Here is a 24,937-nt window from a genome sequence, read left to right as displayed (position 1 = left end):
TTAGACTCCTGATTCGCGGTAGTGGACGTCGCTAACGGCACGCAGACGCTCTGCCGCCTGTTCCGCCGTCAGGTCACGCTGGGTTTCCGCCAGCATTTCGTAGCCCACCATGAATTTACGTACCGTCGCGGAACGCAGCAGCGGCGGGTAAAAATGGGCATGCAGCTGCCAGTGTTGATTCTCTTCGCCGTTAAACGGCGCGCCGTGCCAGCCCATGGAGTACGGGAAGGAGCACTGGAAGAGGTTGTCGTAACGGCTGGTCAGCTTCTTCAGCGCCAGCGCAAGGTCGTCTCGCTGGGCGTCGCTGAGGTCGGTAATGCGCTGAACAGGCGCTTTTGGCAGCAGCAGGGTTTCAAACGGCCACGCCGCCCAGTATGGCACCACGGCAAGCCAATGTTCCGTTTCCACCACGGTACGGCTGCCGTCCGCCAGCTCCCGCCGGGTGTAATCCACCAGCATCGGTGAGCCGTTCTGGGTGAAATACGCTTTTTGCAGACGATCTTCGCGCTCGGCTTCATTTGGCAGGAAGCTGTTCGCCCAGATCTGCCCGTGCGGATGGGGGTTAGAACAGCCCATCGCCGCGCCTTTATTTTCAAAAACCTGCACCCACGGATAGGTCTGGCCCAGCTCCGCCGTTTGCGCCTGCCAGGTGGATACCACCTCTTTCAGCGCCTCAACGCTCAGCTCCGGCAGCGTTTTGCTGTGATCGGGAGAGAAGCAGATTACGCGGCTGGTGCCTCGGGCGCTTTCGCAGCGCATCAGCGGATCGTGGCTTTCCGGCGCGTCCGGCGTGTCGGTCATCAGCGCCGCGAAATCGTTAGTAAAAACGAAGGTGCCTTTGTAGTCCGGGTTTTTATCGCCCGTCACGCGCGTATTGCCCGGACAGAGGAAGCAGTCCGGGTCATGCTGAGGCAGCGTCTGTTTTGCAGGCGTCTCCTGCGCCCCCTGCCAGGGGCGCTTGGCGCGATGCGGAGAAACTAAAATCCATTGCCCGCTGAGCGGGTTAAAACGACGATGCGGGTGATCGACGGGGTTGAATTGCGTCATGACAAATCCTTAGTCCGGATAGCCCTGCGGATGGCGTGACTGCCAGTGCCAGGTATCCTGTGCCATTTCATCAAGCGTGCGGGTGACACGCCAGTTAAGCTCTTTATCCGCTTTGGTGGCATCGGCCCAGTAAGCAGGGAGATCGCCATCACGGCGGGGGGCGAAGTGATAGTTCACCGGCTTGCCGCAGGCTTTGCTGAAGGCATTTACCACATCCAGCACGCTGCTGCCGATCCCGGCGCCGAGGTTATAAATATGCACGCCAGGTTTATCTGCCAGCTGCTGCATCGCCGCCACGTGTCCGTCGGCCAAATCCATGACGTGAATGTAATCGCGCACGCCGGTGCCGTCTTCGGTGGGGTAATCGTTGCCAAAAATAGCCAGGGAATCACGACGGCCCACGGCCACCTGCGCGATATACGGCATCAGGTTGTTAGGAATGCCCTGCGGATCCTCACCCATATCGCCTGACGGATGCGCGCCAACCGGATTGAAGTAGCGCAGCAGCGCAATGCTCCACTCGGGCTGCGCTTTTTGCAGGTCGGTCAGGATCTGCTCCACCATCAGCTTGCTTTTGCCATACGGGCTTTGCGGCGTGCCGGTCGGGAAGCTTTCAACGTAAGGAATTTTTGGCTGGTCGCCGTAGACGGTCGCGGAGGAGCTGAAGATAAAGTTTTTGACGTTTGCGGCACGCATGGCGGAAATCAGACGCAGGGTACCGTTAACGTTGTTGTCGTAGTACTCAAGCGGTTTAGCCACCGATTCGCCAACCGCCTTCAGGCCCGCGAAGTGGATCACGGTCTCAATCTCGCGATCGCGAAGGATTTCGGTCATTAACGCTTCATTGCGGATATCGCTTTCCACGAAGGTCGGTCGTTTACCCGAAAGACGTTCAATGACGGGCAGCACGCTGCGCTTGCTGTTGCACAGGTTATCAAGGATGACGACATCGTGCCCGCTTTGCAGCAGTTGCACACAGGTATGACTTCCGATGTAACCGCTACCACCTGTTACCAGAACTCGCATATTACGCTCCATTAGGCTTATGGTATGAATTAACCATAGCATATCAGAGACGCTAAAAGTGTGACATGGGATAAAATAGTGGTATCGTTTACACTGCTTTTCAAACTCGCTTTTTCACAGACTGGGTGCATTTTAGATCAAAGAGATAGAGATGTATTGTTGCAGGTTATCTGAAAAGCGGAGGGCAGCGCCCTCCGGCAGTTAATCGATTTTGCTGAGCAGATAGCGGTAGCGCTCGCCGTCAGGGACAAACTCCAGCCGGTGGGTAATGCAGGACGGGGCATCCTCAGCGTGGTGCGACACGAACAGCAGCTGGGTTTCCCCCTCGCTAATCAGCACGTCCACAAAGCGGCGGATCAGCTGGCGGTTCAGCGGATCCAGCCCCTGCAACGGTTCGTCCAGAATCAGCAGCGTAGGGTGTTTAACCAGCGCGCGGACAATTAACGCCAGCCGCTGCTGCCCCCACGACAGGCTGTGGAACGGGGCGTCGGCTACCCGGTTGTCCATGCCCAGAATATCCAGCCACTGCTGCACCAGCTTGTGCTGCTTATCCGATACCGCCTGATAAATGCCGATGGAATCGAAGTAGCCGGAGAGGATCGCGTTGCGCACCGTGGTGCTCACGCGGTAATCCAGATGCAGGCTGCTGCTGACATAGCCAATGTGCTTTTTGATGTCCCAGATGGTTTCCCCGCTGCCGCGACGGCGGCCGAAGAGGGTCAGATCGTTGCTGTACCCCTGCGGATGATCGCCGGTAATCAGGCTCAGCAGCGTGGATTTACCCGCCCCGTTGGGGCCGGTGATCTGCCAGTGTTCACCCGGATTAACCGTCCAGCTGAGGTGATTAAGGATGGGGCGATCGTCATAAGCCACCACGCCGTCGCGCAGCACGATGCGCGGCTGATCGGGATCCAGCCCGCGTCGTGCCGATGGCGCATCCGGCTCCGGCAGGGCGATGCCGTCCAGCTTTTCGCTGTGCGCCAGCTGCGCAACCAGCGCCTGGCGCAGCAGCGTCGCTTTTTCCCCGGTTTCGGTCAGGCTACAGTCTGCCAGCACGCCCGCGTGCTGTACGAAATCAGGAATTTCATCAAAGCGGTTAAGGACCAGCACAACGGTGTATCCCTGCTGGTTGAGCCTCGCCAGCAGCGCGGCCAGCTGTGCGCGGGACTGTACGTCCAGGCCGTCAAACGGCTCATCCAGAATGAGGAGTTCCGGCTCGCCCATCAGCGCCTGGCACAGCAGCGCTTTGCGCGTCTCGCCGGTAGAAAGGTATTTGAAGCGTCGGGTAAGCAGGGCGGTAATGCCAAACTGCTCCGCCAGCTGGCGGCAGCGGGCAGGATCTTTTATCTCATCCTGGATAATTTCCGCCGTCGTGCGGCCGGTATCTTCTTCGCCAGGGCTGAGCATATCGGTATTGTTACGCTGCCACTCATCGCTGACCAGCTTCTGCAGCTGCTCAAAGGAAAGGCGCGTCAGCCGGGTGAAGCCACACTGGCGCACACCCTGCAGCTGGGTTAGTTCCCCCGCCAGGGCGCGGGCCAGCGCTGATTTTCCGCTGCCGTTAGTGCCCACAAACGCCCAGCTTTCTCCGGCGCGTAAGGTTAATTCAGGCAGCGACAGGGTACGGGTATCGCTAAGACGAAACGTGCCTTGCGAAATATGCAATGACGACATGTGTTATCCCATTTTTTGCAGCAACAGATGTCAGGGATACCCAGAGTCGGATGGATTGTCAATGCGCTTAGCACAATGTGGCGATAATCACCCGGTCTGCATTGAAATATGCGGTCACGACAGCACCTTCTTCTAATTCAGCCGCGTCGTTTACCGGAACGGTGGCGCAAAGCGTCTGGCCGTCCGCAAGCGTCATCAGCACCTCGCACTGTTCTTCACCGCGTTCAATATGGCTGATGCTTCCCCGCAGCTGGTTATCCGCTTCTGCTGCATGTTCGGGATAGCGCGTGATGCCGATCCAGGGCGCCTTCAGTAATATCAGCACTTCGCTACCTTCGTTTAGCCCGAGGCGTTGGCTGCTTTGCGCGGTGACGGCGGCTTTCAGGCGCGTCGTGCCGTCTGCGAGCAGGATCTCAATGTGCTCCTGCACCCGGGAACGATCGCGTCCCGTTACCGTACCAAACCACTGGTTACGGGCGCTGGTCTGTAACGAGAAACGAGAGATGGCGGCCAGAAGGCTGTCCAGCGGCAGGCTGTCGTCATCGCTTAACACATCAAATGCCTTTTGCTGGATCTGCGCCAGTAAATCGTAGAGCTGGATCAGCCGTTGCCCGTAGCGCGTTAACGCGGCGCCGCCGCCGCCTTTTCCGCCCGTGGCCCGGTCAACCAGCGTCTGCTCGCTCAGGGTGTTCATCTCGTTGATCGCATCCCAGGCGCTTTTATAGCTGATGCCGGCGTTTTTGGCCCCCTGGCTAATCGAGCCAGTTTGTTCTATTTGTTTTAACAGGGCGATGCGTCGCGGATCGGCGAAAAGCTTCTGCTGAAGTCGTAGGGTGAGGAGAATTTCGGCCTGCATAACGGTGTCCCGGCAAAAAGGCTATTGTGACCCAAATGCCCTGGCGCGCAAAGCGCACCGCACAAAAGGGGATGTTTTTATTACTTTTCAGGGTAGAATAAGCCGTTCACAAGATCTGGAGAAAACCATGTTAGAGTTGTTGAAAAGTCTGGTATTCGCGGTAATCATGGTGCCAGTAGTGATGGCTATCATCCTCGGTGCCATCTACGGCCTGGGTGAAGTGTTCAACGTCTTTTCGAACATTGGTCATCGTCGGGACCAGCCTAAAAAGCAGCAATAATTTCCTCCAAAACGCCCGGCCAGCCCGGGCGTTTTGCTCTCAAGTTTCCCTCTTTTCCGCCGATATCATTTACAACTTTCCTTGAGCTTACTCATTAATCGGTACGATTTAGCGCTAGGAACGCCTGTGATATATCGTTATATTTATTTTTATATAACGATACGCACAGGAGCTTCAAATGGCACGTTCATGGGTACGCCTTTTCGCAGGGGCAACGCTGACGCTTTCACTCACCGGGCACGCGCTGGCAGATGAGGGAAAAATCACGGTCTTTGCGGCGGCGTCGCTGACTAACGCGATGCAGGATATTGCCGCGGTATACAAAAAAGAGAAAAACGTTGAGGTCGTTTCGTCGTTTGCCTCCTCTTCCACGCTGGCCCGCCAGATTGAAGCCGGGGCGCCTGCCGATCTGTTCATCTCTGCCGATCAGAAATGGATGGATTACGCGGTTGAGAAAAAGGCTGTTGAAACGGACACCCGTGAAACCCTGCTGGGAAATAGCCTGGTGGCGATCGCGCCTGCAAACAGCAGGCAGGGCGACATCACCATTAACAAACAGACGGACTGGACCCGTCTGCTCAACGGCGGCCGTCTGGCGGTAGGCGATCCCGCGCATGTCCCGGCCGGGATTTATGCGAAGGAAGCGCTGCAAAAGCTGGGCGCCTGGGAGACGCTGTCGCCGAAGCTGGCACCTGCGGAAGACGTGCGCGGCGCGCTGGCGCTGGTAGAGCGTAACGAAGCCCCGCTCGGGATTGTGTATGGCTCTGATGCGGTTGCCAGTAAAGGCGTGAAGGTGGTGGGCACCTTCCCGGAAGACTCGCATAAGAAAGTGGAATATCCTGTTGCGATAGTTGATGGACATAAAAAAGCGACCGTAACGGCCTTCGTTGATTACCTGAAGGGGCCGGAAGCGTCCGCGATCTTTAAACGTTACGGATTTACGACTCACGAATGATATTGACCGAACCTGAATGGCAGGCCGTGCTGCTGAGCCTGAAAGTCTCTTCCCTGGCGGTTGCGCTGAGCTTGCCCTTTGGGGTGTTCTTTGCCTGGTTGCTGGTTCGCGTGAAGTTTCCAGGCAAAGCCCTGCTCGACAGCGTTCTTCATCTCCCGCTCGTGCTGCCGCCCGTGGTGGTCGGCTATCTGCTGCTGGTCTCGATGGGGAGGCGCGGTTTTATCGGTGAATGGCTGTACGACTGGTTTGGACTCACCTTTGCTTTCAGCTGGCGCGGCGCGGTGCTTGCCGCGGCGGTAATGTCCTTCCCGCTGATGGTGCGCGCCATCCGCCTGGCGCTGGAAGGGGTTGATATCCGGTTAGAACAGGCTGCCCGCACGCTGGGCGCAGGCCGCTGGCGGGTGTTTCTGACCATCACGCTGCCGCTCACGTTACCGGGCATTATCGTCGGCACGGTGCTGGCCTTCGCCCGTTCGCTGGGCGAGTTTGGTGCAACTATCACGTTTGTATCAAACATTCCGGGCGAGACGCGTACCATCCCGTCGGCGATGTATACCCTGATTCAGACGCCGGGCGGCGAAGGAGCGGCGGCCCGGTTATGCATTATTTCGATCGTGCTCGCCCTGGTCTCGCTGCTGGTGTCCGAGTGGCTGGCGCGCCTCAGCCGTGAACGGATGGGGAAACAGTGATGCTGGAACTCAACTTTACCCAGACTCTGGGCAACCACACGTTGACGCTGAACGAAACGCTGCCTGCCAGCGGCATCACCGCCATTTTTGGCGTTTCCGGGGCGGGTAAAACGTCGCTGATTAATGCGATTAGCGGCCTGACGCGTCCTCAGTCCGGCCGCATTGTGCTGAATAACCGCGTCCTCAATGACGCAGAAAAGAAGATCTGCCTTGCACCTGAGAAGCGCCGCATCGGCTATGTGTTTCAGGACGCGCGCCTGTTTCCACACTACAGCGTGCGCGGCAACCTGCGCTACGGTATGGCGAAAAGCATGGCCGGACAGTTTGATAAGCTGGTGGCGCTGCTGGGCATCGAGCCGCTGCTGGATCGCCTGCCGTCTTCGCTGTCGGGCGGTGAAAAACAGCGCGTGGCGATTGGCCGCGCCTTGTTAACCGCGCCGGAACTGCTGCTGCTGGATGAACCGCTGGCCTCGCTGGATATTCCGCGCAAGCGCGAGCTGCTGCCGTATCTGCAACGTCTGGCGCGTGAAATCAACGTTCCAATGCTGTACGTCAGCCATTCGCTGGACGAGATCTTACATCTGGCCGACAAAGTGCTGGTGCTGGAAGCGGGCGGCGTGAAGGCCTTTGGCAACCTGGAAGAGGTGTGGGGCAGCAGCGTCATGCATCCGTGGCTGCCAAAGGAGCAGCAGAGCAGCATTCTGAAGGTGTGCGTGCTGGAACACCATCCGCACTATGCGATGACCGCGCTGGCGCTGGGCGATCAGCATCTGTGGGTCAATAAAATCGACACGCCGCTACAGTCGACCTTACGGATCCGCATTCAGGCGTCGGACGTCTCTCTGGTGCTGCAACCGCCGCTGCAAACCAGCATCCGCAATATACTGCGCGCCAGAGTGGCGCAGTGTTTTGACGATAACGGTCAGGTAGAAGTGCAGCTGGAGGTGGGCAGCAGAACGCTGTGGGCGCGCATCAGCCCGTGGGCCAGGGATGAGTTAGGCATCAGGCCTGGCCTGTGGCTCTACGCGCAAATCAAGAGCGTCTCCATCACCGCCTGATTACAGCAGGTGGGTATAGATATACTGCGCGATGCTGTCCGTGGTGTTCTCGCCAATCACCACGTCAGCCCGCGCTTTCACCGCATCATCGGCGTTGCCCATCGCCACGCCCGTGCCGGCAGCTTCCAGCATGCTGATGTCGTTATAGTTATCGCCAAACGCAATCACGTCCCGCATTGACCAGCCCTGCGACTCAACGAACTGGGTCAGCCGTTTGCCTTTGCTGTTGCCTTTACGGGCTATATCTACCTGATCGTGCCACGACCATTCGCATGCCAGGCCCAGAGTGTGCTCGACATGTTTAGCGAAGGTATTAAGTTTGGTGGTGTCTTCATCGGTCAGGGCGAATTTCCAGATGGCATCGACATCCTCCGCCGCCTGGCGCAGGGAAGATACCTGAGTGAACACCGGACGCTGCGCTTCCGGCAGGGACAGCGCCCAGTTGCTGGTGCGGATCACGTGGCCGGTCGGGCGCTCATACATCATGGCGTTATCCACGTACATCAGGCCGTGAATCGCGTGCTCATCCAGTAAATCAATCAATTGCAGCGCCTGAGAAACGGGAAGCGGATCGGACGTTAAAACCTTTTTCGCCTGATAATCATACAAATAGGTGCCATTACAACAAATTGCAGGTGTATCTAAGCCCAGTGCCTGATAAAAAGGATGAATGGCAACGTGATGTCGACCCGTTACGATGAGGAGTTGATACCCCGCTTCCTGGGCTCTTTTTAGGGCTTCAAGAGAAGAGGGGAGCAGGGTTTTCTGAGGGGTAAGCAGTGTTCCGTCTAAATCCAGGGCAATCACTCGCGAGGTCATTTTTTCTTCCGGGTTAATGTTGAATTTAAGGCCTGTCGGGATGGTACACCGAGAGCGGATCCCTGCAAAATCCCGAACTACAATTCAGCATTCACCGTTAAAAATAATCAGGAGTATTCATGAAACAAACCGTTTATACCGCCAGTCCTGAAAGTCAGCAGATCCATGTCTGGCGTTTGAATACAGAAGGTTCGCTTACGCTGGTTCAGGTTGTTGATGTGCCAGGCCAGGTTCAGCCGATGGTCGTCAGCCCGGATAAACGTTTTCTTTATGTCGGCGTGCGCCCGGAATTTCGCGTTCTGGCCTACCGCATCTCCCCGGATGATGGCGCGCTGACCTATACCGCAGAAGCACCGCTGCCGGGCAGCCCGACCCATATTTCTACCGACCATAAGGGCAACTTTATCTTCAGCGGCTCCTACAATGCAGGCTGCGTGAGCGTCACCCGCCTGGAAGACGGTATTCCGGTTGAAACGGTCGACGTGGTGGAAGGGCTCGAAGGTTGCCACTCAGCTAACATCTCCCCGGATAACCGCACGCTGTGGGTCCCGGCGCTGAAGCAGGATCGCATCTGTCTGTTCACCCTGAGCGAAGACGGCCATCTGGTCGAGCAAAGCCCGGCGGAAGTGACCACCGTGGAAGGGGCAGGCCCGCGCCATATGGTCTTCCATCCGAATCAGCAGTATGCCTACGTGGTAAACGAGCTAAACAGCTCGGTAGACGTGTGGGAGCTGAAAGATCCTAACGGTCAGATTGAGTGCGTGCAGACGCTGGACATGATGCCGTCTGACTTCTCCGACACCCGCTGGGCGGCCGATATTCATATCACGCCGGATGGCCGTCACCTGTATGCCTGTGACCGTACCTCCAGCCTGATCACCGTATTTAGCGTCTCTGAAGACGGCAGCGTGCTGGCGATTGAGGGCTTCCAGCCGACAGAGACCCAGCCGCGCGGCTTTAATGTCGATCACAGCGGCAAATACCTGATTGCGGCGGGGCAGAAATCCCACCACATCGCGCTTTATGAGATCAAGGGCGTGCAGGGGCTACTGGAAGAGAAAGGACGCTATGCGGTCGGCCAGGGGCCAATGTGGGTTGTGATTAACGCGCACTGATCCGCAGAAAGCAAAAAACCTCGCAAATGCGAGGTTTTTTTACGCCCGGTGGTAGCCGGGTGAGCACATCAAAACGTAACCAACGCGGTCATCATAATATTGGCTTAGGATGATGTAAATTCATCATCAGCCTAAAAAAGGAATTATGACGTGATGGTAACTCTATATCTGTAATAAAATCAGTAGATTATATGATTGCCCTTTATAAATTCCTAAACTCGCCACAACTGTTTTTATGTACAGTGATGGTCTGATATTATTCTGCGCGTTGGTTTGATGTGTTGCAGTTCCGCAATTCAGGATCCTTTTTAAGTCCTGGCTGTCGGGTGGTGCCGACAGTGCCTAAACTGCGGAGCACATCAAAACATAACCAACACACCTCGGGCGACAGGCAGCGGAAAGGTAAGCCAGAGGAGAAGTGCTCTATACCAAAGGAGTGGCGTATGAGCGGTGTGGAATGGGCAATTCTGTTCCTGCAACTCATGGTTGCAATTATGCAACTATTGGATGCGTTTCTTAAGTTCGGTACCTGACGTATCCAGTCGCAGTAAAAAGGGGGATTAAAAATCCCCCTTTTACGCTTATTTTACTGCTTCGGCTCGGCAACCACCTTGCTACCCAGACCGCGGTTGTTGTATTCCCACATGCGGTTGAAGTTAGCGTCGTTCAGATTGCGCTGCACCTTCTCTTTATCATCCACCGTGCCGGTGTTGCCGGAGAACGGACGTTTGGAGATCGCCGCGTCTGCCCACGGTTTCGCCACGTTAAAGCCTTCGTTAATCACGCTGTCGCGGATCACCACCTGACCGTTCGTGGCGGAGTCCACGTCCAGCGAGCGGCCAAGCTGCGCAACGCCGTCACCGGCAGCCGTAAAGCGGCTGTTAACGGCCAGGAAGCCATAGAAGAGGTTGGACTGCGTGGCCGGCGCGAACACGTAACCTTCCTGCTGAGTGCGCGAGTTCACCACGCGGAAGTCGGTGTTCTCGAACACCACCGCACCGCGACCGGACACCATATCCACATCACCTTCAACGTAGCTGTTGGTAACCAGGGTGCGCGTCAGGCGGTTATTCTGGAGGGTATTCTGCACGCCGCTGTTGGTGACGAAGAAGGTGTTCTGACGGCCAAGAATATTGACGTTGTTGATTTGTACCTTGTCGCCATCGCTGCGCAGCGCCACGGCCTGGTGATTACCTGCGTCAACGCTGTCGCCCAGGGTGTTCTGAATGGTCAGATTCTGTAACTGCAGGCCGTTGTTCTGGGACCAGAATACCGCCGAGCACATCACGCCAACGGTGGCGGCACGCTTGCTCTGGCATTTATCAAACATATACCACGCCGGTTTGCCTGGCATGTATTTGCCCGCCGGGTTCACCAGATGGCGCCAGGCCGCGCCGTCGAGCTCTGAATCAATTGCCAGGCCAATTTTTACGTCGACCGCTTTTTCGCCCAGGCCGTAAATGGTAATGCTGCCAGGGGCCGCCGGAACGTACACGGTGCCTTCGTATTCACCCGGCAGGATCGCAATGTACTGACGAGATGCGCTGTGTTTGGTGATTGCCGCATCGACCGCTGCCTGAATAGAGGTGTGCGTGACGCCCTGCGCCCCGGCCGGGCCAACAACGAAGTCTGGCTGTTTCGGCAGGTTAATAGAAGAAGGCGTCCACGGGGCAGCGTTTGGATCCATCGACGAGAAATAGTGCGCACGGGTGAAATTCTTCGCTTCATCCGCAGACAGAACAGGGCGGGAAGCGGTGCCCGGAGCAACCTGCTCAGAGGGTTGCTGATCCGGTGGTGTTGAGCTGCACGCGGATAAAGTCACGCCAAAGGCAAGTGCCAACGCCAGACGGGAAATCCTGGAAATAGTCAAGGTAATGCTCCTGGGTATGCAAGTCTTATCTGGATAGACGAAATAGCCTGCTTTTTTATACTAAGTTGAGCGAAACGGGAAGATAAAAAGGGGAAAAGTTGCACTTTTGCCCGGAGGGGACGGGAAAGTCATCACAAATAAATAACATTTTTCCTCAGGGCGGTTGACAGTCGGCGGCAGATGAAAATAAATGTCTATACAACCCATGACAAGTGGAAGGCACATGCAGCAGATTCATCCCGACGATGTGATATGGCGAAATGCCCGACTGGCAACCCTGGTTGCAGGCGAACCGGAACCGTATGGCCTGAAAGAGCAGCATGCTCTCGTGGTGCGTGGCCAAACGATTCTGGACGTTATTCCTGAATCAGAGGTCCCCTCCGGGCATCGCCAGTGTGTCGATCTCAACGGGCGTCTGGTCACTCCCGGCCTGATCGACTGCCATACCCACCTGGTGTTCGGCGGCGACCGCGCGGCGGAATGGGAGCAGCGGCTTAACGGCGTATCGTATCAGACCATTAGCGCCCAGGGGGGCGGGATTAACGCCACGGTCACGGCCACCCGCAACAGTTCACCGGAAACCCTGCTGGCTCTGGCGCAGCAGCGTCTCCGGCGCCTGATGAACGAAGGGGTAACGACCGTTGAAATCAAATCGGGATACGGGCTCAATGCCGATACCGAAGAGAAAATGCTGCTGGTTACGCGCCAGCTCGGCCTGAACAACCTGGTGGACATCAGCCCGACGCTGCTGGCGGCGCACGCCGTCCCTGCTGAGTACCGGCAGGATCCGGACGCGTATATGACGCTGGTCTGTGAGGAGATCGTCCCCGCGCTTTGGCAAAAAGAACTCTTTGAAGCGGTGGACGTGTTTTGTGAAAACGTTGGCTTTACCCCGGCACAAACCGAACGCCTGTTCCGGGCCGCCGCCGCGCTCGGTATCCCGGTTAAAGGGCACGTAGAGCAGCTCTCCAGCCAGGGCGGCGCGGCGCTGGTCAGCCGCTACAGGGGGCTTTCCGCGGATCATATTGAGTACCTTGATGAGGCGGGGATCCAGGCGATGGCGCACGGCGGCACGGTCGCCGTATTACTCCCGGGGGCGTTCTATTTTCTTCAGGAGCGTCAGCGTCCCCCGGTGGAGCAGCTCAGAAAACAGGGCGTGCCGATGGCCGTAGCCACCGATTACAATCCGGGCACCAGCCCGTTTGCCAGCCTGCATCTGGCGATGAATATGGCCTGCGTCCAGTTTGGCCTGACGCCGGAAGAAGCCTGGGCAGGCGTGACGCGCCATGCCGCGCAGGCGCTGGGGCGCGGCGCGACGCACGGGCAGTTGAAGGCGGGCTACGTGGCCGACTTTGTCGTCTGGGAAGCAAATCATCCGGTTGAGATGGTTTACGAGCCGGGGCGTAATCCCTTATATCATCGCGTATTCCGGGGGCAGATAGCATGAAGCTGTGGCATCCCGTTTCTCCGCAGGTCTGGCAGGGGCGTGACGACAGCGCCGAGTCCAGCACCGCAAAGCGCCTTTTCCAGACGATACGGCAGCGTGAACGCTTCTCCCCCGAGCCGTCAGGCATCGCCCTGATGGGCTTTGAATGTGATGAAGGGGTAAAGCGTAACCAGGGCAGGCCCGGAGCCGCGCAGGCCCCCGACGTGCTGCGCGGCGCGCTGGCGAATATGGCAAGCCATCAGGGACACGCGCGGCTGGTGGATATGGGCTCTGTTTATGTTGAAGGCAACGCCCTGGAGGCGGCACAGCGGGCGCTGAGCGATGCGGTAACCGCGTGCCAGCAGTCCGGGATGCGAACCCTGGTATTCGGCGGCGGACATGAAACCGCCTGGGCGCACGGGCGCGGCGTGCTTGATGCCTTTGCCGCTGAACGCGTTGCGACGATCAACCTTGATGCGCACCTGGATTTACGCAAGGCTGAGCGGGCGACATCCGGCACGCCGTTCCGCCAGCTGGCGCACTATTGCGCGTCCCGGTCGCGCGAGTTTCACTACGCCTGCCTGGGCGTAAGCCGTGCGGCGAATACGCAGGCGCTGTGGGATGAAGCCGAGTGGCTAAACGTAACGCTGGTGGAAGATCTGCATTTTCGCCGCGATGCGTTATCCTCCCTGGACCGCGTGCTCGCGGGGGCAGACCGGGTTTATCTCACTATCGATCTCGATGTGCTGCCCGGCGCAGAAATGCCCGCCGTGTCGGCCCCTGCGGCGCTGGGGGTTCCGGCCCTGGATCTCTTGCCGGTGATTGAGCGTATCTGCCGAAGCGGTAAACTACAGGCGGCAGATCTCGTGGAATTTAACCCGCACTACGATCGGGACGGTCAGGGCGCGAAGCTAGCCGCCCGACTGGCCTGGCAAATTGCTCACTGGTGGGCATAACAACATTACAGGAGTCAGCATGTTTTCACGCTCACCGCAGCAACCGGCCAGCCCGCCCGCACCTTTTTATGAAAAGGTGAAAAAGGCGATCAGTGAAAAAATCGCCGCGGGCGTCTGGCGTCCGCACGACCGCATTCCGTCAGAAGCCGAGCTGGTGGCGCAGTTTGGCTTTAGCCGCATGACCATCAACCGTGCGCTGCGCGAACTTACCGATGAAGGGCTGCTGGTGCGTTTGCAGGGGGTCGGAACCTTTGTGGCCGAGCCAAAAGGGCAATCGGCGCTGTTTGAAATCCGCAGCATTGCCGATGAAATTACCGCCCGTCATCATCAGCACCATTGCGAAGTGCTGGTGCTTGAGGAGACGCAGGCCAGCGCCGGGCAGGCCGCTGAGCTGAACGTGAAGGAGGGCACGCGCATCTTCCATTCGGTGATGGTGCACTATGAGAACGACGTTCCGGTACAGATTGAAGATCGCTGCGTTAACGCCGGGCTGATCCCGGACTATCTGAACCAGGACTACACGCAAACGACGCCGCATGCGTATCTCTCCCTCGTTGCCCCGCTGACGGAAGGGGAGCATATTGTGGAGGCGGTGCGCGCCACGCCGCAGGAATGCGAGCTGTTGCGCATTAAAGAGCACGATCCCTGCCTGCTGATCCGCCGCCGTACCTGGTCATCCTCGCAAATTGTGTCGCACGCGAAGCTGCTGTTCCCGGGGAATCGCTACCGGCTGCAGGGCCACTTTATGTCATAAGATCGATAAGCGTGATCGCTAACGCAATATAGCAAAATTGTATCTTTTCTGTTAAATCCGGCCTTGTGTGTGCTTGTCTATACAAGTATATCTAAATGCATCACCTGTCCCTTATAAGGAACACACAATGTCGTCAGATAAATACCGCAAGCAGGACGTCCGCGCCGCGCGCGGCACCACCCTCACTGCAAAAAGCTGGCTCACCGAAGCACCGCTGCGCATGTTGATGAACAACCTCGATCCTGAGGTGGCAGAAAACCCCCACGAGCTGGTGGTTTACGGCGGCATTGGCCGCGCCGCGCGCAACTGGGCGTGCTATGACGCCATTGTTGAGTCTTTAACGAATCTGGAAAACGACGAAACCCTGCTGGTGCAGTCCGGCAAGCCGGTCGGCGTATTCAAAACCCACAAAAATGCGCCCCGCGTGCTGATTGCCAACTCCAACCTGGTGCCGCACTGGGCGACGTGGGAGCACTTCAACGAGCTGGACGCTAAGGGGCTGGCAATGTACGGCCAGATGACCGCCGGCAGCTGGATCTACATCGGCAGCCAGGGCATCGTGCAGGGCACCTACGAAACCTTCGTGGAGGCAGGCCGCCAGCACTATAGCGGCTCGCTGAAGGGCCGCTGGGTGCTCACCGCCGGTCTGGGCGGCATGGGCGGCGCGCAGCCGCTGGCCGCAACGCTGGCGGGAGCCTGCTCGCTGAACATCGAATGCCAGCAGAGCCGCATCGACTTCCGTCTGCGCACCCGCTACGTGGACGAGCAGGCCACCGACCTTGACGACGCCCTGGCGCGAATTAAGCGCTACACCGCCGAAGGCAAAGCGGTGTCGGTTGCCCTGTGCGGCAATGCGGCGGATATTCTGCCTGAGCTGGTGGCGCGCGGCGTGCGCCCGGATCTCGTTACCGACCAGACCAGCGCCCACGATCCGCTGCACGGCTATCTGCCTAAAGGCTGGAGCTGGGAAACGTACCAGCAAAAAGCGGATTCCGATCCGGAGGGCACGGTGCTGGCGGCCAAGCGTTCGATGGCGGAACACGTATCCGCGATGCTCGCCTTCAGCAGGATGGGCATTCCGGTCTTTGATTACGGCAACAACATCCGCCAGATGGCAAAAGAGATGGGCGTCAGCAATGCCTTTGACTTCCCCGGCTTCGTGCCTGCCTATATTCGTCCGCTGTTCTGCCGCGGCATAGGGCCGTTCCGCTGGGTTGCCCTGTCCGGCGATCCGGAGGATATCTACAAAACCGACGCCAAAGTGAAGGAGATTGTCGCCGACGACGAGCATCTGCACCGCTGGCTGGACATGGCCCGCGAACGCATCAGCTTTCAGGGCTTGCCGGCGCGCATCTGCTGGGTAGGGCTGGAGTGGCGGCAAAAGCTCGGCCTGGCCTTTAACGAAATGGTGCGCAGCGGCGAAGTCTCCGCGCCGATCGTGATTGGTCGCGACCACCTGGACTCTGGCTCCGTCGCCAGCCCGAACCGTGAAACCGAAGCCATGCGCGACGGCTCCGATGCGGTCTCCGACTGGCCGCTGCTGAATGCCCTACTCAATACCGCCAGCGGCGCAACCTGGGTGTCTCTCCACCACGGCGGCGGCGTCGGGATGGGCTTCTCCCAGCACTCCGGGATGGTCATCGTCTGTGACGGAACGGATGAAGCCGCCGCGCGCATTGCCCGCGTGCTGCACAACGACCCGGCGACGGGCGTAATGCGCCATGCGGATGCGGGTTACGAGATTGCCATTGACTGTGCCAGAGAGCAGGGACTGAACCTGCCGATGATTACCGCCACACAAGGAAAGCCTGCATGAACGCCTTAACTGTTACTCCCGGCTCGCTGACGCTCAAACAGCTGCGTCGCGTCTGGCGCCAGCCGGTCACGCTCACGCTTGATGAAAGCGCCCACCGTGCGATTAACGACAGCGTGGCGTGCGTCGAGGCCATCGTGGCTGAAGGGCGCACCGCTTACGGCATCAACACCGGTTTTGGCCTGCTGGCCCAGACCCGCATTGCCACGCACGATCTGGAGAATTTACAGCGTTCGCTGGTGCTGTCGCACGCGGCGGGCGTTGGCCAGCCGCTGGACGACGACATTGTCCGCCTGATGATGGTGTTGAAAATCAACAGCCTGGCGCGCGGTTTTTCCGGCATTCGTCTGAGCGTGATCCAGGCGCTGATGGCGCTGGTGAATGCAGAAGTTTATCCGTGGATCCCGGCAAAAGGCTCCGTCGGTGCATCGGGCGATCTGGCGCCGCTGGCGCATATGTCCCTGCTGCTGCTGGGCGAGGGCCAGGCCCGCTGGCAGGGGGAGTGGCTGCCTGCCAGAGAGGCGCTGAAGAAAGCCGGGCTGGCGCCAGTCACCCTCGCGGCAAAAGAGGGGCTGGCACTGCTCAACGGCACTCAGGCATCGACGGCTTTCGCGCTGCGCGGCCTGTTTGAAGCGGAAGATCTGTTTGCGTCGGCGGTGGTCTGCGGCGCGCTGACCACCGAGGCGGTGCTCGGCTCGCGTCGACCGTTCGACGCGCGTATTCACGAGGTGCGCGGCCAGCGCGGCCAGATTGATGCCGCCGCGATGTACCGGCATCTGCTCACCGACACCAGCGCCATTGCCGATTCACACCACAACTGTGAGAAGGTGCAGGATCCGTATTCCCTGCGCTGTCAGCCGCAGGTGATGGGCGCGTGCCTGACGCAGCTGCGTCAGGCGGCAGAGGTGCTGCTGGTGGAAGCCAACGCGGTGTCCGATAACCCGCTGGTGTTTGCGCAGGAAAATGAGGTGGTGTCCGGGGGCAACTTCCACGCCGAACCCGTGGCGATGGCGGCGGATAATATTGCGCTGGCGGTTGCCGAAGTGGGCGCGCTGTCCGAGCGCCGCATTGCGCTGATGATGGATAAGCATATGTCCCAGCTGCCGCCGTTCCTGGTGCGCAACGGCGGCGTAAACTCGGGCTTTATGATCGCCCAGGTAACCGCCGCGGCGCTGGCGAGCGAGAACAAAGCGCTGTCGCATCCGCACAGCGTGGACAGCCTGCCCACCTCCGCAAACCAGGAGGATCACGTCTCGATGGCCCCGGCTGCCGGGCGTCGCCTGTGGGAGATGGCCGCCAACACCCGCGGCGTGCTGGCGGTAGAGTGGCTGGCGGCGTGTCAGGGCATCGATCTGCGCGAAGGGCTGACGTCCAGCCCGCTGCTGGAGCAGGCGCGTCACGCGCTGCGCGAGCACGTTACGCACTACGATGACGACCGCTTCTTTGCCCCGGATATTGATAAGGCGATGCAGCTTCTGGAAGAAGGACGGCTGGTGGGGTTGCTGCCGCCGGTGCTGTGATTTTTTCCCCTCACCCCGGCCCTCTCCCCAAAGGGGAGAGGGTGTTCAAGTTCCCTCTCCCCTTTGGGGAGAGGGTGTTCAAGTTCCCTCTCCCCTTTGGGGAGAGGGCTGGGGTGAGGGGCCATCAGACCGCACGATTACGAATACATCGCCGTAATCGATGCGCTCCCGAGCGAATGGAAATGCACGTTAAAGCCCACCATCGCGCCGCTTGCCCCTTCGTCGACCTCAATCTTATCCACGTCCAGCGCGTGCACCGTGAAGATATAGCGGTGGGTTTCCCCTTTCGGCGGCGCCGCGCCGCCGTAGCCCGCTTTGCCAAAATCAGTGCGCGTCTGTATTGCACCTTCAGGGAGGGCAACCAGGTCGGAGCCGGAACCCTGCGGCAGCACGCGCGTATCCGCAGGCAGGTTTGCCACAATCCAGTGCCACCAGCCGGAGCCGGTCGGGGCGTCCGGATCGTAGCAGGTCACGACAAAGCTTTTGGTTCCGGCGGGCACATCGTCCCACGCCAGGTGGGGAGAGATATTATCTCCCTGATAGCCCATCCCGTTAAAAACGTGTCGTTCCGGCAGCTTTTCGCCGTCGCGTAAGTCTTTGCTGATGATTTTCATACGGTTTACCCTCGTGAGTCACTCGTTCACAAAGTGTAACCCATAGGGTTAAATCGTGAAATGCGCCGGAATAGTCACGGCTTTAACCACCGCCGACGTGAGCTTGCGTAACTGCTCCTGCGAAATGCTGTACGGCGGCATCAGGTAGATCAGCTTACCGAACGGCCGCACCCACACGCCCTGGTCAACGAAGAAGCGCTGCAATGCGGCCATGTTCACCGGATGCGTCGTTTCGACCACGCCGATGGCGCCCAGCACGCGGACGTCCGCCACGTATGGCGCATCCGCCGCCGCGCTCAGCGCCTGTTTCAGCTGCGCCTCAATCGCCGCCACCTGCGCCTGCCATTCGCCGCTCTCCAGAATGGCGAGGCTTTCGCTTGCCACCGCGCAGGCCAGCGGGTTGCCCATAAACGTTGGGCCGTGCATAAAACAGCCCGCTTCGCCGTCGCTGATGGTGTCGGCAACGTGGCGTGTGGTAAGCGTGGCGGAGAGCGTCATGGTGCCGCCGGTCAACGCTTTGCCCAGGCACAGAATATCCGGCGCAATCCCCGCATGCTCGCAGGCGAAAAGCTTCCCGGTGCGGCCAAAGCCGGTTGCGATCTCATCGGCTATCAGCAGAATGCCCTCGCGGTCGCACATTTTTCGAATGCGCTTCAGCCACTCGGGATGGTACATCCGCATTCCGCCCGCGCCCTGCACAATCGGCTCGAGAATCACGGCAGCAATCTCATGGCGATGGGCCGCCATCAGCCGCGCAAAGCCCACCATGTCCATCTCGTCCCATTCGCCGTCGAAGCGGCTCTGCGGAGCCGGAGCAAACAGGTTTTCCGGCAGATAGCCTTTCCAAAGGCTGTGCATGGAGTTGTCCGGATCGCACACCGACATCGCGCCAAAGGTGTCGCCGTGATAGCCGTTACGGAAGGTGAGGAATCGCTGGCGCGTTTCGCCTTTCGCATGCCAGTACTGCAACGCCATTTTCATTGCCACCTCCACGGCCACCGAGCCGGAGTCGGCAAGAAACACGCACTCCAGCGCGTCGGGGGTAATCGCTACCAGACGGCGGCACAGATCGACCGCAGGCTGATGGGCGATCCCGCCAAACATCACGTGTGACATCCGGTCAATCTGGGACTTCATCGCCGCGTTCAGCCGCGGATGGTTATAGCCATGGATTGCTGCCCACCAGGAGGACATTCCGTCCACAAGCCGCTCGCCGCTGGCGAGATGCAGCTCGCATCCGTGGGCGGAGGCCACTGGATAGACGGGAAGGGGACGGGTCGTGGAGGTGTAAGGGTGCCAGATATGCTGTCTGTCGAAGGCGAGATCGTCCTGGGTCATAATCGACTTGTAAACCATTTTGAAAAGTTTTAGGTTTACAAGTATAAACCGAACCGACAATTAACAAAACCCTTTGGAGAAGCCCGATGGCTCACCGCGCACGCTGGACGATGTCGCAAGTCACTGAATTATTCAACAAACCTTTCCTGGAGCTGATGTTTGAAGCGCAGCAGGTGCACCGGCAGCACTTCGATCCTCGCCATGTTCAGGTCAGCACGCTGCTGTCGATCAAAACCGGTGCCTGCCCGGAAGACTGCAAATATTGCCCGCAAAGCGCGCGCTATAAAACCGGACTTGAATCCGAGCGCCTGATGGAGGTGGAGCAGGTGCTTGACTCCGCGCGTAAGGCGAAAAACGCTGGTTCGACCCGTTTCTGCATGGGGGCGGCGTGGAAAAACCCCAGCGATCGCGACATGCCGTATCTGGAGCAGATGGTAAAGGGCGTGAAGGAGATGGGGCTCGAAGCCTGCATGACGCTCGGCACGCTGAACGACGAGCAGGCGCAGCGTCTGTCGGCGGCGGGGCTGGATTATTACAACCACAACCTCGACACCTCGCCGGAGTTCTACGGCAACATCATCACCACGCGCACCTATCAGGAGCGTCTGGACACGCTGGATAAGGTGCGTGACGCGGGGATCAAGGTCTGTTCCGGCGGTATCGTGGGCCTGGGCGAGACGGTGAGGGATCGTGCCGGCCTGCTGTTACAGCTGGCGAACCTGCCGACCCCGCCGGAAAGCGTGCCAATCAACATGCTGGTGAAGGTGAAAGGCACGCCGCTGGCGGATAACGACGACGTGGATGCGTTTGATTTTATCCGCACCATCGCGGTGGCGCGCATCATGATGCCGACCTCTTACGTTCGCCTTTCTGCCGGTCGCGAGCAGATGAGCGAGCAGACCCAGGCGATGTGCTTTATGGCCGGGGCCAACTCCATTTTCTACGGCTGCAAGCTGCTGACCACGCCGAACCCGGAAGAGGACAAAGACGTTCAGCTGTTCCGCAAGCTGGGGCTGAATCCGCACCAGACCGGGGTGCAGGCGGGGGATATCGAGCAACAGCAGCAGCTGGAGCAGCAGATTTTCAACGCCGACACCGATCGGTTCTACAACGCGGCAGCCGTATGACCTGGCAGGCGCGCATCAGTACCGCGCTCGACGAGCGTCGGGCGGCGGATGCGTTTCGGGTACGCGGGGTGGTGGAACACGGCGCAGGCCGTTTTCTCACCCGGGAAGGCCAGCGGTTCTGCAATTTCTCCAGCAACGACTATCTTGGCCTGAGCCAGCACCCGCAGGTCGTTCGCGCCTGGCAGCAGGGCGCGGAACGATACGGCGTGGGCAGCGGCGGCTCCGGGCACGTCAGCGGCTACACCGCCGCGCATCAGGCGCTGGAGGAGGCGCTGGCCGACTGGCTGGGCTATCCGCGCGCGCTGCTGTTTATCTCCGGTTTTGCCGCCAATCAGGCGGTAATTGCCGCCCTGATGGGCAAAGAGGACCGCATTGTTGCAGACCGCCTGAGCCACGCCTCGCTGCTCGAAGCGGCACATCTCAGCCCGGCGCAGCTGCGGCGTTTTGCCCATAACGATGTCGCTCAGCTGAACGCCCTGCTGGAAAAAAACGGTACAGGTCTCCAGCTGGCGGTGACGGAAGGGATATTCAGCATGGATGGCGACAGCGCGCCGCTCGCCGCCCTGCACGAGGCCGCAAAACGGCATAATGCCTGGCTGATGGTTGACGATGCCCACGGCACTGGCGTCGTCGGCGAGGAGGGGCGCGGAAGCGCGTACCGGCAGCGCGTCAGGCCGGAGCTGCTGGTGGTTACCTTCGGAAAAGGGTTTGGCGTTAGCGGCGCCGCGGTGCTGTGCAGAGAGCCGGTGGCCGATTACCTCGTCCAGTTCGCCCGGCACCTGATCTACAGCACCAGCATGCCCCCGGCGCAGGCCGTGGCGCTTTGCGCGTCACTGTCCGTGATCCGGGGCGAAGAGGGGGCTGAACGCCGTGCGCGCCTGGCTGAACATATTCAGCGTTTTCGCCGGGGCATTAGCGAGCTCCCGTTCCGCCTGACCGATTCACAAAGCGCCATACAGCCTCTGATCGTGGGCGAAAACCACCGGGCGCTGGCGCTGGCACAGGCGCTGCGGGAAAGCGGAATGTGGGTGACGGCTATCCGTCCGCCTACCGTTCCGCCGGGCACCGCGCGTTTGCGTCTGACCCTCACGGCAGCGCACGAAACCGGGGATATCGACGCCCTTCTGGAGGCTCTGCATGTCTTCCGTCAATAAGCAGGCCGTTGCCGCGGCGTTTGGCCGGGCTGCGCAAAGCTATTCACAGCACGATGAGCTGCAGCGCCTGAGCGCGCGCGGGCTGCTCTCCGCGCTCGGCGATAAACGGTTTGCGCAGGTGCTGGACGCGGGCTGCGGGCCGGGAAGCAACAGCCGCTACTGGCGCGAAAACGGCAGCCACGTTACGGCGCTGGATCTGTCCTCGCGAATGCTGGAAGAAGCCCGTCAGCAGCAGTCGGCGGACCATTATCTGGTGGCCGATATCGAGTCCATTCCGCTGGCGGACGCCCGGTTCGACCTGGTCTGGAGCCATCTGGCGGTGCAGTGGTGCACCAGCCTGCCGCAGGCGCTGCGCGAGCTGTACCGCGTGGCGCGGCCCGGTGGGAGGGTGGCGTTTACCACCCTGCTGGAAAGTTCGCTGCCGGAGCTGAATCAGGCGTGGAGGGCGGTGGATGCGCAGCCGCACGCCAACCGGTTTCTCTCCCACGGGCAGGTCATCCAGGCGCTGGACGGCTGGCGCTATCGCAGCGTGGTCCAGACCGTCACCCTCGAATTTAGCGATGCGCTAAGCGCCATGCGCTCTCTGAAGGGCATTGGCGCCACGCACCTGCACGCCGGGCGGGAGAAGAAGCCGCTCACCCGCGGTCAGCTACAGCGTCTGGAGCTGGCCTGGCCGCAGGCGCGGGGCCAGTTCCCGCTCTCCTATCATCTTTTTCATGGGATTATTGAACGTGACTGAACGTTATTTTGTTACCGGCACGGACACCGAAGTCGGTAAAACGGTTGCCAGCGCCGCGCTGCTGCAGGCGGCGAAACGGCTGGGGAAAAAGGCCGCCGGATATAAGCCCGTGGCCTCCGGCAGCGAGATGACCCCTGAGGGGTTACGCAATACCGACGCGCTGGCGCTACAGCGTAACGGCAGCCTCAGCCTGGCCTATTCTGCGGTAAATCCCTACACCTTTGCCGAGCCAACCTCGCCGCACATCGTGAGTGCTGATGAAGGCCGTCCGATTGAGTTCGCCGTGCTCTCATCCGGCCTGCGCGCGCTTGAAAATCAGGCCGACTGGGTGCTGGTGGAAGGGGCCGGCGGCTGGTTTACCCCGCTTTCGGAACAGCAGACGTTTGCCGACTGGGTGCAGGCCGAACGGCTCCCGGTGATTCTGGTGGTCGGCGTGAAGCTTGGGTGTATTAACCACGCCGTGCTGACCGCTCAGGCCGTACGGCAGGCCGGGCTGCCGCTGGCAGGCTGGATAGCCAACGACGTGGTTGCGCCGGGTAAGCGTCATGCTGAGTATCTGGCGACGCTGAAGCGGATGCTGCCAGCGCCGTTCCTGGGGGAGATCCCGTGGCTTGCCGACGGTGCAGAGCAGGCGGAAACCGGGCAGTATCTCAATCTCAGCGCCTTACGTCCCGCGCCATCCAGTGTGCAATAAGCTCGTCATTCAGTTCGTTAACGTGGCCCTGCGCCACGTTACGCCCGCGATAGAGCATGCAGAAACGGTCCGCCACCCGGCGGATAAACGACAGCTGCTGCTCCGCTAACAGCACCGTCATTCCCAGCTCCCGATTCAGCCGCACCAGCAGCTGTCCCAGCCTGTGGGCGAAACTCTGCCCGGCGCCATGCATGGGCTCATCCAGGATCAGCACCCGCGGGCGGTTAACCAGCGCGCTGGCCAGGGCCAGCCGATACTGGTCGTCAGGCGAAAGCGTAGCGGCGCGGACCTGGCGCAGCGGATACAGCTCCGGGAACAGATCATACGCCTCGCTTTTTGCGGCAGGATCGGGTTTACCCGTCGCCCGCATGGCGATATGCAGGTTTTCATCAATGGTCAGCTGGGAAAATATCCGCCGATCCTGCGGGACATAGCCTATCGTTGGCGGCGCCGGGGGGTCTGCCGACGGGCTAAGCAAATTACGCGGCGGCGCACCGGCTTCATGCCAGATGATGGTGCCGCTCTCGACGGGCACTTTTCCGGTAATGCAGTTCATGAGCGTGGATTTGCCCATGCCGGGCAGGCCAACGATGCCTGTACAGATCCCTTGCGGAAAGTCGACATTCACGTTCCATAGCGTATGTTGGCTTCCGTAAAACTGATTTACAGCACGCAGACTCAACATCTTTCTCTCCTTAAAAATGTATGGGTGTAAGGCTCAGGTTGATGTCTGCAAAACGCCTGCCAGAAGCTGAATAATGATTAAAAAAAGGCCGTTTTTAGGAATAACACACTGCTTAAAAGTAAAACGGCTGCTTCAAATGCACGCTCCCGGTGCCGAACATGTTGAATTGTGGTGCAGGGGAAAATGACGGAAATGTGATTAAGATCTCACCGACTGCTTATGAAAAATTGAGCGCTTTCCAGGCAAAAAAGAGTGATAAAAATTTTTTAGCGCCGCTTCGTGGGAAAAACCGGGAATTTGCTGAAGTACGCGCCATACGGGCTGGAGGCAGTTATCCACTATTCCTGTGGATAACCTTGTGCATTAGAGTTAGAAAACACGCGATAAGCGAGAGAATACGCGGGTTACGCCCAAATTGATGCGAAACGCGGCTTGATGAAATAATCGTTGTTTATTAATGAATTAGATAAATGCAATTACCGGCACCGCACCACGTCGGGTTGCCACAAAACTTTCATATCGTCCCTTGACAAATGTTAAAAAAGTAATAGTTCTGGGGATAACCCCCAAAGCGTGGTGTTTTATTTTGTCTGATATAAAATTTTGGTCGGGATCGCGCTAAACCTCTCCCCGCTACGCTAAATATCCTGACACGCTACTGGTTTTTCATCCAGTGTTTTTTACTGGCAATCCTGGCTACAACGAGTAAAATTACTCACCTGCCGCTT

Annotated in this window: 24 protein-coding genes; 15 read left to right on the top strand and 9 right to left on the bottom strand. The window is 59.2% G+C overall.

The annotated features are described in order from the left end of the window. From galT to modE, 4 genes are all read right to left on the bottom strand, one after another. Window positions 1-1,047: a galactose-1-phosphate uridylyltransferase gene (gene galT, locus MOQ06_RS21540; RefSeq protein WP_242174767.1), complete on the bottom strand. Its 1,047-nt coding sequence runs from the start codon at window positions 1,045-1,047 to the stop codon at window positions 1-3. Window positions 1,048-1,056: 9 nt separating this feature from the next. After that, on the bottom strand, window positions 1,057-2,073 hold the full coding sequence (gene galE / locus MOQ06_RS21535) for a UDP-glucose 4-epimerase GalE (protein ID WP_242174766.1): 1,017 nt from the start codon (window positions 2,071-2,073) through the stop codon (window positions 1,057-1,059). A gap of 201 nt (window positions 2,074-2,274) precedes the next feature. Next, window positions 2,275-3,747, bottom strand: coding sequence for a molybdate ABC transporter ATP-binding protein ModF (gene modF / locus MOQ06_RS21530; RefSeq protein ID WP_242174765.1), 1,473 nt, complete (start codon window positions 3,745-3,747; stop codon window positions 2,275-2,277). 67 nt (window positions 3,748-3,814) lie between these two features. Further along, window positions 3,815-4,603 carry a molybdenum-dependent transcriptional regulator gene (gene modE, locus MOQ06_RS21525; protein WP_193356716.1) on the bottom strand — a complete coding sequence of 263 codons (789 nt, stop codon included), beginning with the start codon at window positions 4,601-4,603 and terminating at the stop codon, window positions 3,815-3,817. A 127-nt stretch (window positions 4,604-4,730) separates the two neighbouring features. Here modE and MOQ06_RS21520 point away from each other — a divergent pair, with 127 nt between their 5' ends. The 4 genes from MOQ06_RS21520 (at window position 4,731) to modC (ending at window position 7,585) form a co-directional block, all read left to right on the top strand. Beyond that, window positions 4,731-4,883 carry an AcrZ family multidrug efflux pump-associated protein gene (locus tag MOQ06_RS21520; RefSeq protein WP_003858549.1) on the top strand — a complete coding sequence of 51 codons (153 nt, stop codon included), beginning with the start codon at window positions 4,731-4,733 and terminating at the stop codon, window positions 4,881-4,883. Between the two features lie 178 nt (window positions 4,884-5,061). Then, window positions 5,062-5,838 carry a molybdate ABC transporter substrate-binding protein gene (modA, locus tag MOQ06_RS21515; RefSeq protein WP_242174764.1) on the top strand — a complete coding sequence of 259 codons (777 nt, stop codon included), beginning with the start codon at window positions 5,062-5,064 and terminating at the stop codon, window positions 5,836-5,838. Then, window positions 5,835-6,527, top strand: coding sequence for a molybdate ABC transporter permease subunit (modB, locus tag MOQ06_RS21510; RefSeq protein ID WP_148420788.1), 693 nt, complete (start codon window positions 5,835-5,837; stop codon window positions 6,525-6,527). The genes modA and modB overlap by 4 nt, the downstream gene beginning before the upstream one ends. Beyond that, window positions 6,527-7,585, top strand: coding sequence for a molybdenum ABC transporter ATP-binding protein ModC (gene modC / locus MOQ06_RS21505; protein ID WP_242174762.1), 1,059 nt, complete (start codon window positions 6,527-6,529; stop codon window positions 7,583-7,585). Before modB ends, modC begins: the two co-directional genes overlap by 1 nt. On the opposite strand, the gene MOQ06_RS21500 is transcribed toward modC, so the two are convergent. Further along, the gene (locus tag MOQ06_RS21500) at window positions 7,586-8,404 is read right to left on the bottom strand and encodes a pyridoxal phosphatase (RefSeq protein WP_242174761.1); all 819 of its coding nucleotides are present in this window, start codon (window positions 8,402-8,404) and stop codon (window positions 7,586-7,588) included. Between the two features lie 119 nt (window positions 8,405-8,523). On the opposite strand from MOQ06_RS21500, the gene pgl reads away from it, so the two are divergent. Together pgl and tisB are read left to right on the top strand one after the other, a co-directional pair. Further along, window positions 8,524-9,519: a 6-phosphogluconolactonase gene (gene pgl / locus MOQ06_RS21495; RefSeq protein WP_242174760.1), complete on the top strand. Its 996-nt coding sequence runs from the start codon at window positions 8,524-8,526 to the stop codon at window positions 9,517-9,519. Window positions 9,520-9,962: 443 nt separating this feature from the next. Further along, on the top strand, window positions 9,963-10,052 hold the full coding sequence (tisB, locus tag MOQ06_RS22540; RefSeq protein WP_148420784.1) for a type I toxin-antitoxin system toxin TisB: 90 nt from the start codon (window positions 9,963-9,965) through the stop codon (window positions 10,050-10,052). Window positions 10,053-10,105: 53 nt separating this feature from the next. Here tisB and MOQ06_RS21490 read toward each other — a convergent pair whose 3' ends face one another. Next, the gene (locus tag MOQ06_RS21490; RefSeq protein WP_176610855.1) at window positions 10,106-11,389 is read right to left on the bottom strand and encodes a putative acyl-CoA thioester hydrolase; all 1,284 of its coding nucleotides are present in this window, start codon (window positions 11,387-11,389) and stop codon (window positions 10,106-10,108) included. 223 nt (window positions 11,390-11,612) lie between these two features. Between MOQ06_RS21490 and hutI the strand changes: the two genes are divergently transcribed. The 5 genes from hutI (at window position 11,613) to hutH (ending at window position 17,858) form a co-directional block, all read left to right on the top strand. Next, window positions 11,613-12,836 carry an imidazolonepropionase gene (gene hutI / locus MOQ06_RS21485; RefSeq protein ID WP_242174759.1) on the top strand — a complete coding sequence of 408 codons (1,224 nt, stop codon included), beginning with the start codon at window positions 11,613-11,615 and terminating at the stop codon, window positions 12,834-12,836. Next, entirely contained in the window at window positions 12,833-13,771 is a 939-nt protein-coding gene (hutG, locus tag MOQ06_RS21480) for a formimidoylglutamase (protein WP_242174758.1), read from the top strand. Before hutI ends, hutG begins: the two co-directional genes overlap by 4 nt. 19 nt (window positions 13,772-13,790) lie before the next feature. Then, on the top strand, window positions 13,791-14,525 hold the full coding sequence (locus MOQ06_RS21475) for a histidine utilization repressor (RefSeq protein ID WP_242174757.1): 735 nt from the start codon (window positions 13,791-13,793) through the stop codon (window positions 14,523-14,525). A gap of 127 nt (window positions 14,526-14,652) precedes the next feature. Continuing rightward, window positions 14,653-16,341, top strand: a complete 1,689-nt coding sequence (gene hutU / locus MOQ06_RS21470) for a urocanate hydratase (protein WP_242174755.1) — start codon at window positions 14,653-14,655, stop codon at window positions 16,339-16,341. After that, a complete protein-coding gene (gene hutH / locus MOQ06_RS21465; RefSeq protein ID WP_193356712.1) occupies window positions 16,338-17,858 on the top strand; it encodes a histidine ammonia-lyase in 1,521 nt (506 codons plus the stop codon). Before hutU ends, hutH begins: the two co-directional genes overlap by 4 nt. 137 nt (window positions 17,859-17,995) lie before the next feature. On the opposite strand, the gene MOQ06_RS21460 is transcribed toward hutH, so the two are convergent. Together MOQ06_RS21460 and bioA are read right to left on the bottom strand one after the other, a co-directional pair. Further along, on the bottom strand, window positions 17,996-18,472 hold the full coding sequence (locus MOQ06_RS21460) for a kinase inhibitor (protein WP_014169213.1): 477 nt from the start codon (window positions 18,470-18,472) through the stop codon (window positions 17,996-17,998). 48 nt (window positions 18,473-18,520) lie between these two features. Continuing rightward, the gene (bioA, locus tag MOQ06_RS21455) at window positions 18,521-19,828 is read right to left on the bottom strand and encodes an adenosylmethionine--8-amino-7-oxononanoate transaminase (RefSeq protein WP_242174752.1); all 1,308 of its coding nucleotides are present in this window, start codon (window positions 19,826-19,828) and stop codon (window positions 18,521-18,523) included. A 68-nt stretch (window positions 19,829-19,896) separates the two neighbouring features. Here bioA and bioB point away from each other — a divergent pair, with 68 nt between their 5' ends. Genes bioB through bioD form a run of 4 tightly spaced genes read left to right on the top strand, consistent with a single transcriptional unit; the run spans window position 19,897 to window position 23,524 of the window. After that, entirely contained in the window at window positions 19,897-20,937 is a 1,041-nt protein-coding gene (gene bioB, locus MOQ06_RS21450) for a biotin synthase BioB (protein ID WP_242174749.1), read from the top strand. Beyond that, on the top strand, window positions 20,934-22,091 hold the full coding sequence (gene bioF / locus MOQ06_RS21445; RefSeq protein WP_242174747.1) for an 8-amino-7-oxononanoate synthase: 1,158 nt from the start codon (window positions 20,934-20,936) through the stop codon (window positions 22,089-22,091). The genes bioB and bioF overlap by 4 nt, the downstream gene beginning before the upstream one ends. Continuing rightward, window positions 22,075-22,830 (top strand): malonyl-ACP O-methyltransferase BioC, encoded by a 756-nt coding sequence (gene bioC / locus MOQ06_RS21440; protein ID WP_242174744.1) that lies wholly within the window; start codon window positions 22,075-22,077, stop codon window positions 22,828-22,830. Before bioF ends, bioC begins: the two co-directional genes overlap by 17 nt. Continuing rightward, complete coding sequence (gene bioD, locus MOQ06_RS21435; protein ID WP_242174743.1) at window positions 22,823-23,524, top strand: dethiobiotin synthase; 702 nt, start codon at window positions 22,823-22,825, stop codon at window positions 23,522-23,524. Before bioC ends, bioD begins: the two co-directional genes overlap by 8 nt. Here the strand turns inward: bioD and MOQ06_RS21430 are convergent. Next, window positions 23,487-24,209: an ATP-binding cassette domain-containing protein gene (locus MOQ06_RS21430; RefSeq protein ID WP_242174742.1), complete on the bottom strand. Its 723-nt coding sequence runs from the start codon at window positions 24,207-24,209 to the stop codon at window positions 23,487-23,489. The genes bioD and MOQ06_RS21430 overlap by 38 nt on opposite strands. Window positions 24,210-24,937 lie beyond the last annotated feature (728 nt).

The organism is Enterobacter sp. I4 (assembly GCF_022669095.1).
Classification (GTDB): domain Bacteria; phylum Pseudomonadota; class Gammaproteobacteria; order Enterobacterales; family Enterobacteriaceae; genus Enterobacter; species Enterobacter pasteurii.
The sequence above is the reverse complement of the archived record's forward strand: the minus strand, read 5'-3'. Positions and strand labels throughout refer to the sequence as shown.